This window comes from Bacillus sp. 103mf, assembly GCF_900116295.1.
GTDB lineage: Bacteria > Bacillota > Bacilli > Bacillales > Bacillaceae_G > Bacillus_A > Bacillus_A bruguierae.
The window spans coordinates 42,238-58,173 of the sequence record NZ_FPAF01000011.1 but is presented as its reverse complement, the minus strand read 5'-3'; the positions used below and the strand labels follow the sequence as shown (position 1 = coordinate 58,173).

Sequence of the window (15,936 nt, the reverse complement as noted above, 5' to 3'; positions counted from 1 at the left end):
GGCTTTGAAATAAAGTTCGATAAATTATAAAAAAGTCTGATTGTTATTTCGGTTCTAGATGCCAAACATTTTGTTGTGTAGTTTTCTTTGTAGGTTCTTAATTAGTAACTAAATATGCATAATTGCATAAATAAATTGAAAAATATAGGTTATTATTAAAGTATATTTTTAAAGAATTGTTTTTGCTAATGAGTAAAAATTAAATTTAAAGGGGGATTTGTGTATATGGTGTTCCGAAATACAAAACTTGCTATCTTTACTATTTCTTCATTTTTTATTTTAGGTTCTTCATCCTTATCATTTACAGATACCGTGTATGGTGAAGGAGTTTCTTCGTCTTCAAAAATAAATCAAGGGGTAACTTCAACTAATTATGATGATACATATTATAATAGCATGAAGGGGAAAACGGGCTTAGAGTTAAAAAAGGAACTTCATAATATTATTGATAATCATACAAAGATATCATACAGTGCAGTTTGGGAAGCGCTAAGAGATACTGATGAAGATCCAAATAATAAAAATAATGTACTTCTCTTATATACAGGGCGTTCGCAAGGGAAATTTACAAGTGGTTCAGGAGTCGATAATTGGAACCGAGAGCATGTTTGGGCGAAATCTCACGGTGAGTTTGGGACGGCTGCAGGGCCTGGAACGGATCTTCATCATTTAAGAGCTACAGATGTATCTGTAAATAGTTCACGTGGAAATTTGGATTTTGATAACGGTGGTGTGAATCATCCAGAAGCAACAGAATGTAAATATGATAGTGATTCCTGGGAGCCTCGTGATAGTGTAAAAGGTGATATTGCTAGAATGTTATTTTACATGGCTGTTCGTTATGAAGGGGATAACCGTGAAGTAGATTTGGAACTAAATGATAAAGTAAACAATAACAAAGCTCCTTATATGGGAAAGCTATCTGTTTTACTAAAATGGAATGAACAAGATCCTGTTGATGATTTTGAGCGAAATCGTAATGAAATAATCTATACAAAGTATCAACATAACCGGAATCCATTTATTGATCATCCTGAATGGGCAAATGAAATTTGGAAATAAATAAGTAAAATTATAGTTTGAAAAATATAAACATGAGAAAGGAGTGGTCCTTATGACCACTCCTCTCTCTTCATTAGGAAAGTAAAAGGTTTGTGGCTAAACTTCCATTATTATGTATAATCGAGTTATCTGAAAATTATAATCACATACTTACGGAGACGTTATTATGAATTATATGGATTCTACTAATTTTGTTTTACATGCAAAAAGTAAGCAGTTTTATTGGGAAGGGAATGGCCAATTATCTATTAAAACATTTTCTAATGGAAAAGCACATTACAGGACTAGTAAAGGTTTTTTTGCTGTCGAGGAAAGTAGATATTTACTTCTTAATGAAGGGTCTTATACAATGTAGTGTAGTGCTTTCCAAGAAGAAAATAAAAAATTCTTCTTGGAAATAGCACTATTTTTGTGCAGAAAACAGCTGTTTTTTACTTTTTAAAACACTTACAGGCTAATCTTATTCTTCCTCTGTTTCAATTAATTCAACATCGCCAAATATTGAATCCCCGGCAAGCTCTGATGCTTCTTGATAAAATTTCTCCGTGTTGATACCCTTTTTTCTTTTATCATAAACAGAATTACAAGGAATACCTGTTGCTTGTGCGTGTTTCAAAGGTCATATTTTTGCCCTGTTTTAAACATCATATAAAGGATTTTGGCAATTTTGCCACACATATTGTCCAATTGCTGTTTTCCCATTCATATTACGCTCTACTAGACGATGATAATAGGAACTGAATACGGATTGGTTGTTTTTTCATCGCAATGATAATCATCGCCATTTGAAAGAGTACACGACGTGCATCTCGAACACCATTAAAGGTCATTCTTGTCCCCTTTACTGATGTTCCTGATTGTTTATTTTCAGCCGAAACATCGAGATACTTTTTGAACTCTTTGTATGTACTAAATCGTTCAACATCACCAATCGCTCCGATAAGAGTACAAGTCCAGTTATCGCTCATAAAAGGAAAAGAGTACAATATGTTGCTTTGAAATAAAGTTTGATCAAAAATACCTCACAAACCTGTATTTTACGGTAAATAAGAAGAATTCATTTTGAAAAATCTTTTTATCAAGACCTTAATCGTAAAAAGTCAAAAAAATAAAGATCGATACATATTAGACATTACTAATATGTATTGATCTTTTACTTCTTTTCCACAATCGCGCCTTTAATGGAATAATGAAAATATGATCTTAATCCTAACATCACTTAATTCTTGTTCAACTGACGAGTGACACAAAAGCCCTGAAAATACAGGGGTGCCCACGGCATACAATATGAGTATGGGCAGACACCTAAACGTTCAATGCGAAGCGGCGAACGTTAGCGTTTTTTTTTGCCACGTTTCAACGAGGCGGAAGGCATCTTCAGTCTCATTATATTCTGAATTATATGGCGGACCCAAGACCGCTCAGACCTTCAACGGAATTTGAGAAATGATGCGCGGCAGAATTAGTAACACTGCAGCTAATAACAGTAACACAGAGCCTAATACTGCCAGTTCCGATAAAGCAAGAATTCCAGGTAAAGTAGTCATGGCATGAAACATCACTACAGCACCTAAAACCCCAAATATCGCCATGTGCCATTTTCGGAGTTGAAAACCCACCACAGAACTCCAGCCTATGAGAAAAAACAGCGGCATATGCAGATAATGTGTAATTACAGACAACAGTGAAATGTTATCAAAGTAAATGATTGAAGCTAAAATCGGTATGAGCAGAAACAGTGATACAATGCTCATTGCTCCAGTATAGGCCCAAAAGAACTGTTTTCTGGTCAGGCCCCGTGACACATATAGTTTTGTTGCAACCAGTGGATATACAATTCCCATTACCAGAAGGTATATTTTAGGAGCATATATGATGGAATTTCGTATCAATAAAGTATCATCTATTATTACATTAGAAAACACTATAAGAATAGCCATTGTCAAGGCATAGATGCCTATAAACCAACATGTGGCCTTAGCCTGTGTTGATAGCAGAAGCTTCAAAGCTTTTTTCATCATTACTCTTTTCCTCCTTTTTCGGTCATGTAGATGAATAAATCCTGCAGCGAGGGCTGAGAGAATTCAAGACCTGCTTTTGCGGCGTCAAGGCGGTCCTGTTCTGACAACTCCCCGAACAATACAGCCTCTTTCTGCCGGCCTAAGGTTCGCTGCAACAAGCTTTCACGACCGTTAACGAAGCTGTCTACGGCTTCGCTAAATCCTGTTACGGCTGTTCCTTTTGAACGCAGGGTATCACAGTCGTCGTGGGCAATTACCTGTCCCTTATTAATAATTATAGCTTCGCTGAAAAGCCCCTCCATCTCATTGATAAAATGTGTTGAAAACAAAATAAGCTTTGGCCTCTGCGTATAGTCTGATAAAAGTTCGCTGATAAACAGCTTGCGTACGGCGGCATCCATGCCGAGATATGCTTCGTCATAAATGGTAATCGGCGTCTGTCCAGCTAGCCCGATAATCACATGTACCGCTGAACGCATACCGTGACTTAAGGCTCCCATTGTTTTCTTCATCGGTATTTCAAACAGCTTCATAAGTTTTTCTGCATAGGCGGCATCCCAGTTAGGACGGAGCGCAGCCGTTATTTTAAACAAGTCTTTTACATGTAAGGCATTTTCTGTTTCATTCTGATTGTCATAGATATAGGCGATTTGTGGCATTATGGTCCTGTTTTCATAAGGATTTTCGCCGGATATGGTTATTGTTCCTGAGGATGGTCTGCGGTAGGCGCTGAGCAGCGACAAAAGTGAGGTTTTTCCTGCACCGTTCCTGCCAATCAGCCCGCAGATTGCCTGCTCGGGAAGGTTTAAACTTATATTATTGAGTGCAAGGGTATTTCCGTATTTAAGCGATACATTTTCAATATTAATCATTTTTTTTCTCCTTTCCACGCACTATCGATCATTTCATGAATCTCCCGAAGGGTAAAGCCCAGGGGCTTTGCCAGGGCCGTAAGAGGCTCTACATGTTCCTGGAAAAATGCACCTGAAAAGCGTCTTTTAAGCTTTTCAGGTGCATCGGGGCTCACATACATTCCTAGCCCGCGCTTTTTAAAAATTATTCCCTCATCCACCAGAAGGTTAATCCCTTTCAGTACAGTGACGGGATTTATGTTGTAATGGCTGACAAGCTGGCTGTTTGAGGGTATCTGTTCTTCAGGTGCCAACCGCCCGTTAAGAATATCCTCCTCAATGGCCTCTTTGATTTGTAGATAAATGGGACGGTTACTATCCAGAGCTGACTTCATGACGTCCTCCTTTCATTTATAGTGTTATTGTATACTGGTGTTATATAAGAGTATAATACCTCTTGGGAAATATTTCAAGTGTATATTTAAAATAAAGTTTGATTAAATTAACTTAATAAACCTTGATAAAGGAACAAATAGAAAAAGCGTGTTTTGAAAAAAGATTGATCAAAACACGCTTTTTCTAAATTCAATTGAATCATCCTTTTAACATACTTTCCGAAAAGAAGTCCCCTTCCTCAAGGAGCGAGAAAGGCGTAGCCCAGCGAGTAGGTGGGGGATGAATTTTCGGTAGGCGATCGCCTACATATGTTCTTTGTATGTACTTTTGAGACTATGCGATATAATAAATATGAAAATACGAAAGAAAGGAGAATGTATATGGCAACCACAAAAGAGGGTGTGCATATAAAAGGAACAAAAAAGTCGTTACCGGATGGATGGTCTACCTATGCATTTCGATACGCTATTTTTCCCACACCTGAACAAGTAACGAAATTAGAAAAATCGTTTGGATGTGAACGAAAAGTGTATAACGAATATGTCTCTGGTTTGTATGAATATTTAGAATCTATCGGTTTTGAAAGTGGATGTATTCGTTATAAAGTTCCAAATTATACAACGATCACGGCCAAATATGATTACTTAGATAAAAGTAATGATTCTTTTGTTTATAATGACGCAAAAATGAGATTCTTTTTCGCATTCTTTAACTGATTTGTGGAGCATTTGCCATATAAGTTCGGTTTTGCCTTCTTTCTCAGCAAATGTAATGGTTAGTAAAAATTCATGTATTGGCCCCAGATGGTGGATAACAATCTTTTCAGGTTCAATTATTTCGGAAAAGATGGATTTGCAGAGGAAATTTTAAACTCATTAAGAGAAGCAAACAATAGACTTCGTAGCGATCCTTTTAAGGATAAGAGTTGTATCGAATTCTTTGAAAAAACTTATGATACAAGTAAAACTTTACTAGCTGGAATAACAAAATTTGAAATTACCTATTCTTGAGAATAATCCAGTTGGTTATGAAGAACAATTTCATAAGTTAATGCAAATCATTCTATTTAAAACTGATAGTATGGCATTCTTTGAATGTAACGGGTTACGCCTCTTTTTAAGTCTCCCAGAAAAAGAGGAATTTGCTCAATCTAGTTCAGTCATTTATTTTCAAGTTGAAAAAATTAAAAAGACTTATGGAGATCTATTAAGTAAAGAAATTGTTTTTATTGATGAACCGCATATTGTATCGAAAATGGGACAAATAGAAACATGGATGACATTCTTTAAAGATACAGAAAGTAATACTCATGCTTTAATGAGTGAAGTACAATGTCAATGAAAGAGACCGTTGATAACGGTCTCTTTCACTACTTTCAGTTTTTTAGCATTTCACAAAATAGAAAAAATTCCACTTTGTTTGGTGGTACGATACTAGCGCAAATGAGAATAAGACACATAAAAGGATAGTATTAATATCGGAGGGAGAATAAGTTGGTCATTGAATTGTTTATCAAAGGATTAATCATTGGGCTTAGTATAGCTGCTCCTGTTGGACCTATTGGGATTTTATGTATACGACGCACATTGGAGTACGGAAAATGTATTGGTTTTATGTCAGGCTTAGGTGCAGCAACAGCTGATGGGCTGTATGGGCTGATTGCTGGACTCGGTTTAACATTTATAACTAATTTTTTAGTTGAACAACAAGGATGGATTCACTTCATTGGTAGTGTGTTTTTATTATATATAGGATTGAAAATTTTTGTTTCAAAACCATCCAAAATATCAGCTAAAGCCAATGGTAATAATGTTTTTGGAGCATATGCTTCAACCTTTCTTTTAACTATTACAAATCCAGTAACTATATTATCTTTCCTAGCCATTTTTTCTGGACTTGGAATGTCTAATTCGAATAATGATACAATAACTAGCTTAGTCGTAGTATTAGGAGTATTTTTGGGTTCTACATTATGGTGGCTAATTCTTAGCAGTGTAACAGGAATATTGATGAATCGAATGAAAAATTTCCCGTTAAATATTGTGAATCGTATTTCTGGATTCATTATATTAATGTTTGGTTTATGGTCTATGTACAATTTAATGAAGGGCTTTTTTACATAAAATAAGAGGTTTTAAGCTACTGTTTCTTGTTTTTGCTATAATATATGAGTTAGTTTAAAGATAGCTAAGTTTGCAAAGTGATATATTAAATTATTACGATATTGCGAATCGTTGACAGTTATGTATTGTTAACATATAATTCATATATGAATTATATGTTAACTTTTAGAGAAATGTGGAAGATACATAGAAATAGTTGTAAAACTCCAGATAAATGTTTGGGAATATAATTATTTATATTTGACTTGTTTAGTGTAGACTTTATTCTCTGAAGAAAGGGTGTTTTCTATGCAAATAACGGCAAGGGAATTATATGCTTTAATTAGAGATGTATATCATCAATTACAAAATAATCTCGAGAATCAATTGAAACAATTCGATATTAGTGTAGTTCAATTTGGAGTTATACAAGTGTTATCAGAATCAGAAAAAACTTCGATGTCTGAATTAAAACAAAAAATTGGTTGTGCTCCTAGTAATGTTACTACTATGGTTCAACGAATGAAAAGAGATGGCTTTGTAACAACTACTAAAAACCCAGCTGATCAAAGAGAAACATTCGTATATTTAACTGAAAAAGGTAAAGAAACGAAAGAAAAAGTAAATGTTCAATACAAAGCATTCCTTAAAGAAAATTTTTCTTATTTTGGTGAAGAAAAATTTATAACATTATCAGAAATTCTTGAAGACTATAAACTTCATTTATTAAACGTTGAAAAGAAATAACAAAAGTGTAACTATATAAATCCAAATTTAAAAAACGCCATAAAACCATTCTTTTTAGGTGGACGAGAGCATCTGACCGTGCATAGAAGCGGTCAGGGTCTTTTTCTGCCACATGTGAAGTGAACACAAAGGGAGAAAGAGCAAGTGTAGGTTCCTTTTTTTCTGCATAGCAGCAATGTATATGTCGAAAAATCAAAATGGATTTATATAATATAATAGTTGCATTTTTGTTTACATAAATATTTCATATATGAAGTATATTTTTGGGTATTTATTTCATATGTGAAATAAAATCAGAAACTAAGGGAGAGATTTAAGTGAGTGATAATGGAATGAAACCTATGTTAATTCTACTAGCAATTGTAGCATTTTTTATTGGGATGGATTCTTTAGTGGTATCACCTTTAATTCCTGATATTGCTAAAGCTACCGCAGTACCAATGGAAAGGGGAGGGTGGTTAATTACCTCTTATGCATTATTCTATGGATTAACTGCTCCATTTTTTGGCCCGATTTCTGATAAATTTGGGCGCAAACAAATGATTGTGACAGGAATGATCATATTTTCAATTGGAACTTTTTGTACAGGACTATCACAAGATTTTCATACAATTTTGGGTTTTCGTGCATTAACAGGCTTATCAGGGGCTATGGTGATGCCAAGTATTTTTGCGTTAATAGGTGATAAAGTACCTTATAATATGAGAGGCACAGCAATGGGAATGATGATGGGGGCTATGGTTGGCTCTACTGTGTTAGGTGTACCAATTGGGGCTTTTTTAACTTCTGTTGGTAATTGGCAATGGACTTTTTATAGTATAGGGGTTTTAGCAATGTTGGTTGCATTTATTATAATGGGCATCTTGCCTAAAACGCCACCAACAAATGAAATTCCAGTTTCTGCATCAGTAGCAATGATTTCTGCAATAAAGACAGCCTTTACCAATACATCTGTGTTCTTTGCATTATTATCTACTTTTTTGTGGACTGTTAGTTTACAAGGTATATTTTCTTATATTGGAGTTTACTATAAAGAGAATTTTGATTTTAGTGTAGAAAAAACAGGAATGGTAATTTTTTTGGCAGGAGCCGGTAGTATTATAGGCAACGTCATAGGTGGTAAATTAGCAGATCAAATCGGTAAAAAAGCAGTTGGTTCAATTGCTACTATTATCGCTGCAATTGGAGTTATTAGTTTCTCTTTGTTAACTGAACATGTAATATTTGCAATGATTGTACATGTACTATGGAGTACATCAATTGGATTTGGTCAATCTTCATTAACAGCCTTAATTTCAGAATTAAGCCCCAAAGTAAGGGGGACCGTAATGGCTCTGAATAGCTCAGCAATGTATATGGGAATGATGTTTGCCTCTGCCGGTGCTTCCTGGTTATTGGTAGGCGGACAAACATTTTTAGCTATTGGTATATTGTGTGCAATTGCTAGTTTCTTAGTACTGCCAATTATTCATTTCTTAATAATAGAAAATTCGATTATGAGGAAAAGAAGTTATTAAATAAGAAAGAGTAAGTTTTTCTTTGTTAGAAAGAAGAAAGGAGAGCGCATATTAGTCATGTATACAATATGCTCTCCTTTTACTAAACTAAAGAGTCTAAGGGATTAACAAAAAATATAATTAATTCAATTTAGAAGTTATTAATTAAACGCTTTATTGCATCAATTACTACAAATGGTTCATCGTTTTGTATATAGTGGGCACTATCTTCTACAATTATAAGCTCACTTTTTGTAGATATCTCAAGAATCTCTTTTTGCATTTCATTCCATAATTCTTGAGATTTTTTAGAATAATAATCTTTTTTTCCTGCTGATAAAACAATCAAGGGAACATTTAATTGTTGTTTTGTTTGTTTTAGTTGCTTTAGACTTGCAGTGAATTCATCGTATGTACTTTCATAAATAAATTGGTTGTTATATGCTTGTTGAAATTCTTTTGACATTGTGGGAAGAAATCTTTCTTTATAATCTTCTGGTGTAGAATCAATCAAAAGTAATGCAGCGACGTTGTCAGGATACTTTGTAGCATATATCCTCATGTTTACTCCACCAAAAGAATGACCTACTAATATGTATGGGGGTTGTATCTTCATTTTTATTAGAAGTTGGTTCAATTCTTCTACCATCTCTTGGCTCGTTCTAGGATTAGGACTTTTTTCGCTTTTTCCTAATCCAGCTCTATCATAGACAAACACTTCCGTTAGCATAGAGATTTCAGTAATTATTGAACTCCAAGCTTTAGAATAGTCTCCATATCCAGCATCCATTATAATGGTAGGTTTGTCTGTTTGCTCTCCATACAACTTTGTAAATAATTTGAAACCACTGATTTGTACAAACTGCTCTTTCTCTCTACGTTTCATAGTAGTCCTCCTATAATTAAAAGTATATTTTTCCTTCTGAAACGGTACTGAAAATAAATGCATTTGACTAGAATCTCTAAATAGAATTCTAGCATATGTAAAAAAAGATGTTAGTTTTTATACTGGTTTAATTTTCCTTTAACAATTATTGTTAAAGTCATTTGGGGAAATTAAACTGTTTGAAAGGGGAGGAGGTTTATAAGGTGACTGGAATTGCTGAATGTTCTCTTCGTTATTATTTTAATTTAGAACGATTGAGGACAGAGAAATTGGAAAACGGTCAGTTGGTATTATCCAGTTTAGATTTAGAAAATATTATGCACATAATTGAATAAGAAACAAGCGTTAATAAGCTTGTTTCTTATCTTGAACAGGTATATCGGTCCGATCAATGATTAAATTATATGTGAGTCCCATTAATACTAACAAACCACCTACTATCTTACCGATTGATAGTTCATGTGAATTGAAAAAATCAATGATAATTCCCATGCTTAACTGACCAATAAAAATGAGTAATGTCAAATAGAAGGAAGATATTTTAGGAATAATATAGTTCGATAACCCAATTACTATAACACCTACTAATCCACCTAAATAAGCAAGAAGCGGTATGGATTGCAATGTTGTGTAGGACATGTTAAAAGATTCATTACTAAAAACTAAAAATAGCAACGAAAAAGCGAGACCAGTAATATAGTTGAAAAAAGTTCCTTGGAAAATTCCAATTTGCGTTGCTAAATTTGCATTAATCACCCTTGCGATTACGATGGAACAGCCAGCTAAAATGGCAATACATATATATAACATCATTTCTCCTCCATTAGAAAATATTCATAACAACAATTCCAGAAGCAATCAGTAATAAGCCGACCATTTTCTTTTTTTCAAACTTCACAACTTGCATTCCTAATAATCCGAAATGATCGATGATAATAGAAGTGATCGACTGACCGAGTAAACCTAAAGCGATTGTTAAAGATACACCGAGTGTTGAAAAGCTAACATTAGTAAAGAGTACGGTGAACACCCCGATAGCTCCTGCACTATATAAGTACAGCGGAATTTCTTTATGAATCTTAATTTTAAATTTCCCTACTATTAAAATGATAATAACCGCAATTAATCCAACAATATGAATAAGAACGCTAGCGTTATAATTTCCTATAACTTCTGCTAAGATGCCGTTTAGTGGAATCATCAGTGCGATGAGAGCACCGATAAGTGCGGAAAGCAATTTATACATAGTGTTTCCCCCTTGCATTTTTAAAGTTAATTTACCATGATTGAAGTATCGTGTATTATGACATATGTCATAGTAAAGAGGGGATTTGGAGAATTTATGAAAAAAATATATGATTCGAAGAAGTTAGATGTGTATATTCAAAAGAATAATATTGAAGATTTTTTTAGTCATGACATAAAGTCTGTAATGGAGTTGTTGTTATTTAAAAAGAATGAATATATATGTAGAGAAAATGAAACACTTCATTATCTTTACTTTTTTGTAGAGGGAAAAGCAAAGGTGTATACGACTTTAAGTAACGGTAAATCGTTATTATTAACTTTTTATAATGGGTTTGAAGTCATGGGAGATGTAGAATTAGTTCGTTCTCAAAAAACGTTTTCCAATGTTCAAGTGATAGAGGACTCATATTGCATTGGAATTCCCTTAGAAAAAATTAGAACGCGTTTACTTCATGATGCAACCTTTTTAAGTTTTATTTGTGATTCGTTAGCCCATAAACTCGCTAGACTTGCACAAAATAGTTCCATTAATTTACTTTATCCACTTGAGAATCGATTAGCGAGTTACATTCTTGCGACAGGTGAGAGGGTAGGAGAGGAAGAAAAAACAATGATATTTCAAGGGAATTTAACGGAAATATCGGAGTTATTAGGAACGAGCTATCGGCATTTACTGCGAACATTAAATATTCTTTGTGATAAAGGATTGTTAGAGAAGAAGGAGAGTTATTTCAAAGTAATAGACGAGTCCTTATTGCAAGAGTTAGCGGCAGATGTTTATAAACAAAATTAAATATATGTTTGTAAGTGAAGTTGTGAGTAGAGTAAGATGATTTTCATTAATGATGAAAATACGATAAAAAATGAAATAAGTTCGATCTTCCTTTAGGCAATTCTGCTTTAATGGCAATTGGTCCGATTTTCCTTAACATACAGAAAATCGGCTTTTTTCTTGTCGAAATTTGCTTAGCGTACACTGGTCATGTATTTTTAAGAATAACGGAAGAATATATAGAAAATGCTACATAAATAGGAAGTTTAATCAACTTAGGGGGGACAACTTTGTTCAATTGGATAGTAAAATCTGTACCTAATTTATTTACGATTGGAAATTTATTATGCGGTGTTTTTTCAATCAGCTTAAATATGAGCGGCTTTTTGGAAGCGGCCTCCATATTTATTTTCTTTTCGGCTGTTTTAGATTTTTTTGATGGAAGGATTGCAAGAAAATTAAAAGTGAATAGCGAGTTTGGCGTAGAATTGGATTCCTTAGCTGATATTGTTAGTTTTGGCGTTGCTCCTGCACTTCTATTTCATTCGATAGCGGCACCATCTATTTTAACTTCTTTGGCATTTATCCTTTTTCCAACAATGGGTGCATTAAGATTAGCTAAATTTAGTGTTAAACCAACCATTGGATATTTTAAGGGATTACCTATTCCAGCTGCTGGATTACCATTGGCTGGTATGGGGTTGTTTTCATATAGCAATGCATGGATTACCTTAATCCTCGCTCTCTTAATGGTAAGTCCAATTAGGTTTAAAAAACTTTAAGGGGAGGTACCGTCTCTTGCCCATTAAGTTAAGATCTTTTAATACCCCCGAACGAGAATATTTCCCTATGGGTAACTCGTTTTTTTAGGTTGATGGCAATGTGGCAGGACCTTATGCCCATCAACCTAAGATTTTGAAGTATCCCCAAAACGAAAACTTCATCCTTTCATAGTTGTCCATAGAAATTTAGTTCATTTTTTTCGTTTTGAGGAAGAATGTATTTCTTAACTTGATAGTGATGAGATAGTAGGCCCAGATCGTAAAAGGCTATTCCATCACCTCTTCAAAGCGTAATTACAATAAGGACAAGCCAGTTTTGGCTTGTCCTTGTTCCATGCCGCCCGGCGAATTCAAACGGCAATCACACCAAGCCGCTATTCGCCCTAGATCTATCATCCCTGCCACAACGCAGGCTTTGTCACCATGAACCATAACATCGCCATTAAAAGAACAATGTAAATCCAAACAGAACGCCGCAACAATTGAATCAAGGCGTCCTTGTCTTGGCCCTTTTCGCCGAATTTCCGAATGGTCGGCGAAAAGGCGCGGGCCAGGAAAAATAATGAACTCGCCATGAGAATAAGGGTCATCACTATCCAAGGGGTCTTCCAAGTCCAAGGGCCCGCCAGTACAAGCAGAACCCCGGATGCAACCAGCACATGCCCGGCATGCTTGGCCAGCCTTACCGAAAATCGGAATATATCCAGATAAGCCTGCTGTGTTCCGGCCTCTGAAGCCCGCAATTTTTTGATGAGCGGAAGCAATACAAAAAATGGGCCGATGGATAAGATTACACTGAAAATATGTACATACAGAAGCAGTCGATACAACATGTCCATCCTTATATCACATTAACCTTCGATGGGACGGAATTCATGAACCCAAACTCTCATATTTGGCAGCCATGGCATGCCAGGGTGAAGAGACAGGATAGAGTGCTTATATTCCTCCACATTCGTATAGCCTTCTTGACGGGCATGCTCATCAGTCAATTCGCCAAGTGACTGCGAATAGACCTTCTCCACAACATACCGGTGACCTTGAAGCTCCATTACTTCCCCGACATCCGCATATCTCCCGTTGCGGCGAGTAGCTGTTTTATGTCCTGCAAGCACTTTTTCAATGTCCTCCTGAATCGTGATGAGACGTTCAATCGTACATGTTTTTGGTGGTAAAGCGTTCGTTTCATTTTGGTTTGTCATCTGGGTCACTCTCCTTTTTTCATTTAAGCATAAGCCCACTTTATCATATAAAAAAATTATTCTATATAGCAAGTTTCTACTTAATAGGGATAACAAACTTTTGTACAATGTTTATATGATAAACGCCAATAATGGGAAAAAGCAGCCCTTGGTTTTGGTGCGAAAACCTCGAGATAATAGCAATTAATCTCTGAATCTTGGACATATTGATACTAGTACTCAAAAAAAAGGGATGTAATCGGTATGGAAAATCAAAATTTGTTCAAATGGAAGCATTATCTGCCTGGTATTATTTTACTAACCGTGAGATGGTATCTACACGGTACAACCTCAGTTTTCGTGATTTGGTGGAAATGATGGAGGAACGAGTTAACAATACATTTAAGTGAAAGATTGTGTGATAAGTTTATTTTACTAAACGGAGTCACAACACATCACTATCAAGCTAATATTTTGGAGTATCCCCAAAATGGAAGTTTCACTTTATCTCTCTATAGTTGTCTACGAAAATTTTGTGCATTATGCTCGTTTTTATTGTTTTGAAGTAACCCGTTCTTTTTAGCTTGATAATGATGGGATGGTACGCTAATTAGACAAGTTACAAATATAATTGACAGAAAAATGGATGTTTAATATAATGATTTTAATATTATGTTTATTTAATTTAAAGAGGTGTTATATGTTTAAAAATAAAAAAGGAATTCGACTTGGTTTGTGGTTATTTGTCTCTTTATCTGTAATCCAGTTGTCCATTTCATTCATATTCACGTTTAATGTGTAATTTCAATATAACAAAGAAAAGCACCCTTTATGGATGCTTTCACCTTTATTTCAAATAACCGAATCTATCAAAAGAATATTCTTTCCCATCAATCACAAGAGTTTCAGATGTCGCTATACCGTAATCTCCAGGAACCCAGTACATCCACTTTTCGGCATTAGCCGACCATTCCCAACCAGATTTCTGAACTAGTTTTCCATCGCCAGCAAACAAATACCATCTATCATCTAGCATCTTCCAACCATCTTTTGACGTAATACCATCACCAGCGTAAATCATGCTATGATAATTAATGAAATACCAATAGCCGTCCTGACCTTTTACCCAACCATATAGTATTGGAATCCGAGTATTTTTATTGATAAACTGCCAATTACCTGATGAATGTTGTTCCCAGTAACCATCTTTACCTGCGTAATATTTCAAAAACCCAGCAGCAGAAACAGTAGTAGTAGTAATAAAAGCATTAAAAACAAAAACTATAGATAATATTGCTACCATAATTTTTTTCATAATTAATCCTCCCCTTAATATATTTTACACATCAAATATTATACTATCCTAATTTTGAATTGTACACTAAATTCCGGTATATTAGTAAAAAATCCCCATTACTCCTACTAATAACCCTAGTGGAACTTGAGCCTTCGAAGTAATCGAGCTTTATAAAGGGGATGGGAGAAACATTCACGAAAGGGGAATTTCGAAATGAATCAATTCAAGGTCAAGACTACTCTCAACCTTCTCCAAGCCACCGCATCGCAACAGAACCTAAACAATCATGTAAGCATCCAAATAGGGTGCATTTTTCTCTGTTATATAGAAACTACACAATAAAAATGAAATTCAATAAAGTAGACATTAATTAAATATTCCAATACCACTAGCTAGCTTTTGATAAAGTACCTTCTTTTGATACTGTAAGGAATAAAATATCAGTCTGAAAGAATAGTACATCATATTCTTCAAATAATTGTTTGTTTACTTTTTCCAAATAAATTTCTTCATTATATAAGTAAAAAAGAGATAAGAACACTTTAATTACCTGCATTATCTCTTTTTGAATATACATTCCTTAGCCCACGTAAGTTATCACATATTTCAATGTGACTTACAAATTGCTCTTCAATAAGAATTATATCTTGTTTTTGTGAAAAATATATAAATTAAACTTTTCCCAAAATAAATGATAGAAATGGTCGTACTGTGTATGTGTTGAAAAATTATACTTATCTATAACATGAAATTAGTTTTATTATAGTTAATTAAACCTAAATATAAATATAGGTAGTTAGGTAAGAATACTATATTCTTCTTTATTTACCTATATTTATAATTTCACTAATTTATTATGATTTATATATTAATTTAAAGTTATTTAAACAAAATAACTTTAAATTTTTTAGGTAGAGAAAATGATATACCATTTTGTTTTCTTAATTCACATAATTTTCAAAATTAAAATCTATGGATGTTAATATTTGTTATATAATAAACTTGTCAAAGCATTACCCCTGTAGTTTCTATGATGAATCTGTAAGATGGTTTGTTTGTCCCTTATATTCACCTGAGACTAAATAGAACTTGTAG

The 15,936-nt window shown here is 34.3% G+C and carries 22 protein-coding genes and 2 pseudogenes; 12 read left to right on the top strand and 12 right to left on the bottom strand.

Annotation, left to right across the window (positions count from 1 at the left end; genetic code table 11):
• Nucleotides 1-225 precede the first annotated feature (225 nt).
• Complete coding sequence (locus BM350_RS19630; RefSeq protein ID WP_090913578.1) at nt 226-1,062, top strand: endonuclease I family protein; 837 nt, start codon at nt 226-228, stop codon at nt 1,060-1,062.
• A 166-nt stretch (nt 1,063-1,228) separates the two neighbouring features.
• Nucleotides 1,229-1,414, top strand: a pseudogene (locus tag BM350_RS19625) (AraC family transcriptional regulator); the annotation flags it as partial.
• A gap of 108 nt (nt 1,415-1,522) precedes the next feature.
• On the opposite strand, the gene BM350_RS27710 reads toward BM350_RS19625, so the two are convergent.
• The 5 genes from BM350_RS27710 to BM350_RS19605 all read right to left on the bottom strand — a co-directional run bounded on the left by BM350_RS27710 (nt 1,523) and on the right by BM350_RS19605 (nt 4,329).
• The gene (locus BM350_RS27710; protein WP_244548050.1) at nt 1,523-1,678 is read right to left on the bottom strand and encodes a hypothetical protein; all 156 of its coding nucleotides are present in this window, start codon (nt 1,676-1,678) and stop codon (nt 1,523-1,525) included.
• A gap of 91 nt (nt 1,679-1,769) precedes the next feature.
• A complete protein-coding gene (locus tag BM350_RS27705; protein ID WP_244548049.1) occupies nt 1,770-2,030 on the bottom strand; it encodes a transposase in 261 nt (86 codons plus the stop codon).
• Between the two features lie 453 nt (nt 2,031-2,483).
• Nucleotides 2,484-3,083 (bottom strand): hypothetical protein, encoded by a 600-nt coding sequence (locus BM350_RS19615; protein WP_090913580.1) that lies wholly within the window; start codon nt 3,081-3,083, stop codon nt 2,484-2,486.
• Nucleotides 3,083-3,955: an ATP-binding cassette domain-containing protein gene (locus tag BM350_RS19610; RefSeq protein ID WP_090913582.1), complete on the bottom strand. Its 873-nt coding sequence runs from the start codon at nt 3,953-3,955 to the stop codon at nt 3,083-3,085. The genes BM350_RS19615 and BM350_RS19610 overlap by 1 nt, the downstream gene beginning before the upstream one ends.
• Nucleotides 3,952-4,329, bottom strand: a complete 378-nt coding sequence (locus BM350_RS19605; RefSeq protein WP_090913584.1) for a GntR family transcriptional regulator — start codon at nt 4,327-4,329, stop codon at nt 3,952-3,954. The genes BM350_RS19610 and BM350_RS19605 overlap by 4 nt, the downstream gene beginning before the upstream one ends.
• Before the next feature lie 381 nt (nt 4,330-4,710).
• On the opposite strand from BM350_RS19605, the gene BM350_RS19600 reads away from it, so the two are divergent.
• The 5 genes from BM350_RS19600 to BM350_RS19575 all read left to right on the top strand — a co-directional run bounded on the left by BM350_RS19600 (nt 4,711) and on the right by BM350_RS19575 (nt 8,696).
• Nucleotides 4,711-5,046 (top strand): helix-turn-helix domain-containing protein, encoded by a 336-nt coding sequence (locus BM350_RS19600; RefSeq protein ID WP_090913586.1) that lies wholly within the window; start codon nt 4,711-4,713, stop codon nt 5,044-5,046.
• Nucleotides 5,047-5,380: 334 nt separating this feature from the next.
• Nucleotides 5,381-5,671, top strand: a complete 291-nt coding sequence (locus tag BM350_RS19590) for a VOC family protein (RefSeq protein WP_244548052.1) — start codon at nt 5,381-5,383, stop codon at nt 5,669-5,671.
• Nucleotides 5,672-5,823: 152 nt separating this feature from the next.
• Nucleotides 5,824-6,453: a LysE family translocator gene (locus BM350_RS19585; protein ID WP_090913592.1), complete on the top strand. Its 630-nt coding sequence runs from the start codon at nt 5,824-5,826 to the stop codon at nt 6,451-6,453.
• Between the two features lie 288 nt (nt 6,454-6,741).
• On the top strand, nt 6,742-7,179 hold the full coding sequence (locus BM350_RS19580) for a MarR family winged helix-turn-helix transcriptional regulator (protein WP_090913595.1): 438 nt from the start codon (nt 6,742-6,744) through the stop codon (nt 7,177-7,179).
• 317 nt (nt 7,180-7,496) lie between these two features.
• Nucleotides 7,497-8,696, top strand: coding sequence for an MFS transporter (locus tag BM350_RS19575; protein ID WP_090913597.1), 1,200 nt, complete (start codon nt 7,497-7,499; stop codon nt 8,694-8,696).
• Between the two features lie 130 nt (nt 8,697-8,826).
• Here the strand turns inward: BM350_RS19575 and BM350_RS19570 are convergent, their stop codons facing one another.
• A complete protein-coding gene (locus BM350_RS19570; protein WP_090913599.1) occupies nt 8,827-9,561 on the bottom strand; it encodes an alpha/beta fold hydrolase in 735 nt (244 codons plus the stop codon).
• 203 nt (nt 9,562-9,764) lie between these two features.
• Between BM350_RS19570 and BM350_RS27900 the strand changes: the two genes are divergently transcribed.
• Nucleotides 9,765-9,896, top strand: a complete 132-nt coding sequence (locus tag BM350_RS27900; RefSeq protein ID WP_280141401.1) for a hypothetical protein — start codon at nt 9,765-9,767, stop codon at nt 9,894-9,896.
• Between the two features lie 10 nt (nt 9,897-9,906).
• Here the strand turns inward: BM350_RS27900 and BM350_RS19565 are convergent, their stop codons facing one another.
• Both BM350_RS19565 and BM350_RS19560 read right to left on the bottom strand, forming a co-directional pair.
• Nucleotides 9,907-10,371 carry a DMT family transporter gene (locus BM350_RS19565; RefSeq protein ID WP_090913601.1) on the bottom strand — a complete coding sequence of 155 codons (465 nt, stop codon included), beginning with the start codon at nt 10,369-10,371 and terminating at the stop codon, nt 9,907-9,909.
• Between the two features lie 13 nt (nt 10,372-10,384).
• Nucleotides 10,385-10,807 (bottom strand): DMT family transporter, encoded by a 423-nt coding sequence (locus tag BM350_RS19560; protein WP_090913603.1) that lies wholly within the window; start codon nt 10,805-10,807, stop codon nt 10,385-10,387.
• A 96-nt stretch (nt 10,808-10,903) separates the two neighbouring features.
• On the opposite strand from BM350_RS19560, the gene yeiL reads away from it, so the two are divergent.
• On the top strand, nt 10,904-11,602 hold the full coding sequence (yeiL, locus tag BM350_RS19555) for a transcriptional regulator YeiL (protein ID WP_090913605.1): 699 nt from the start codon (nt 10,904-10,906) through the stop codon (nt 11,600-11,602).
• A gap of 269 nt (nt 11,603-11,871) precedes the next feature.
• Complete coding sequence (gene pssA / locus BM350_RS19550) at nt 11,872-12,363, top strand: CDP-diacylglycerol--serine O-phosphatidyltransferase (protein ID WP_090913607.1); 492 nt, start codon at nt 11,872-11,874, stop codon at nt 12,361-12,363.
• A 392-nt stretch (nt 12,364-12,755) separates the two neighbouring features.
• Here pssA and BM350_RS19545 read toward each other — a convergent pair whose 3' ends face one another.
• Both BM350_RS19545 and BM350_RS19540 read right to left on the bottom strand, forming a co-directional pair.
• Nucleotides 12,756-13,196, bottom strand: coding sequence for a hypothetical protein (locus tag BM350_RS19545; RefSeq protein ID WP_090913608.1), 441 nt, complete (start codon nt 13,194-13,196; stop codon nt 12,756-12,758).
• 18 nt (nt 13,197-13,214) lie between these two features.
• Nucleotides 13,215-13,565, bottom strand: a complete 351-nt coding sequence (locus BM350_RS19540) for an ASCH domain-containing protein (RefSeq protein ID WP_090913610.1) — start codon at nt 13,563-13,565, stop codon at nt 13,215-13,217.
• Between the two features lie 243 nt (nt 13,566-13,808).
• Between BM350_RS19540 and BM350_RS19535 the strand changes: the two are divergent.
• Both BM350_RS19535 and BM350_RS27895 read left to right on the top strand, forming a co-directional pair.
• A pseudogene (locus BM350_RS19535) lies at nt 13,809-13,933 on the top strand (IS6 family transposase); the annotation flags it as partial.
• A gap of 257 nt (nt 13,934-14,190) precedes the next feature.
• Nucleotides 14,191-14,346 (top strand): DUF3937 family protein, encoded by a 156-nt coding sequence (locus BM350_RS27895; protein WP_348272211.1) that lies wholly within the window; start codon nt 14,191-14,193, stop codon nt 14,344-14,346.
• A 45-nt stretch (nt 14,347-14,391) separates the two neighbouring features.
• Here BM350_RS27895 and BM350_RS27700 read toward each other — a convergent pair whose 3' ends face one another.
• Both BM350_RS27700 and BM350_RS27050 read right to left on the bottom strand, forming a co-directional pair.
• Nucleotides 14,392-14,859: a hypothetical protein gene (locus BM350_RS27700; protein ID WP_244548048.1), complete on the bottom strand. Its 468-nt coding sequence runs from the start codon at nt 14,857-14,859 to the stop codon at nt 14,392-14,394.
• 370 nt (nt 14,860-15,229) lie between these two features.
• A complete protein-coding gene (locus BM350_RS27050; RefSeq protein ID WP_090913612.1) occupies nt 15,230-15,418 on the bottom strand; it encodes a hypothetical protein in 189 nt (62 codons plus the stop codon).
• Between the last annotated feature and the right edge of the window lie 518 nt (nt 15,419-15,936).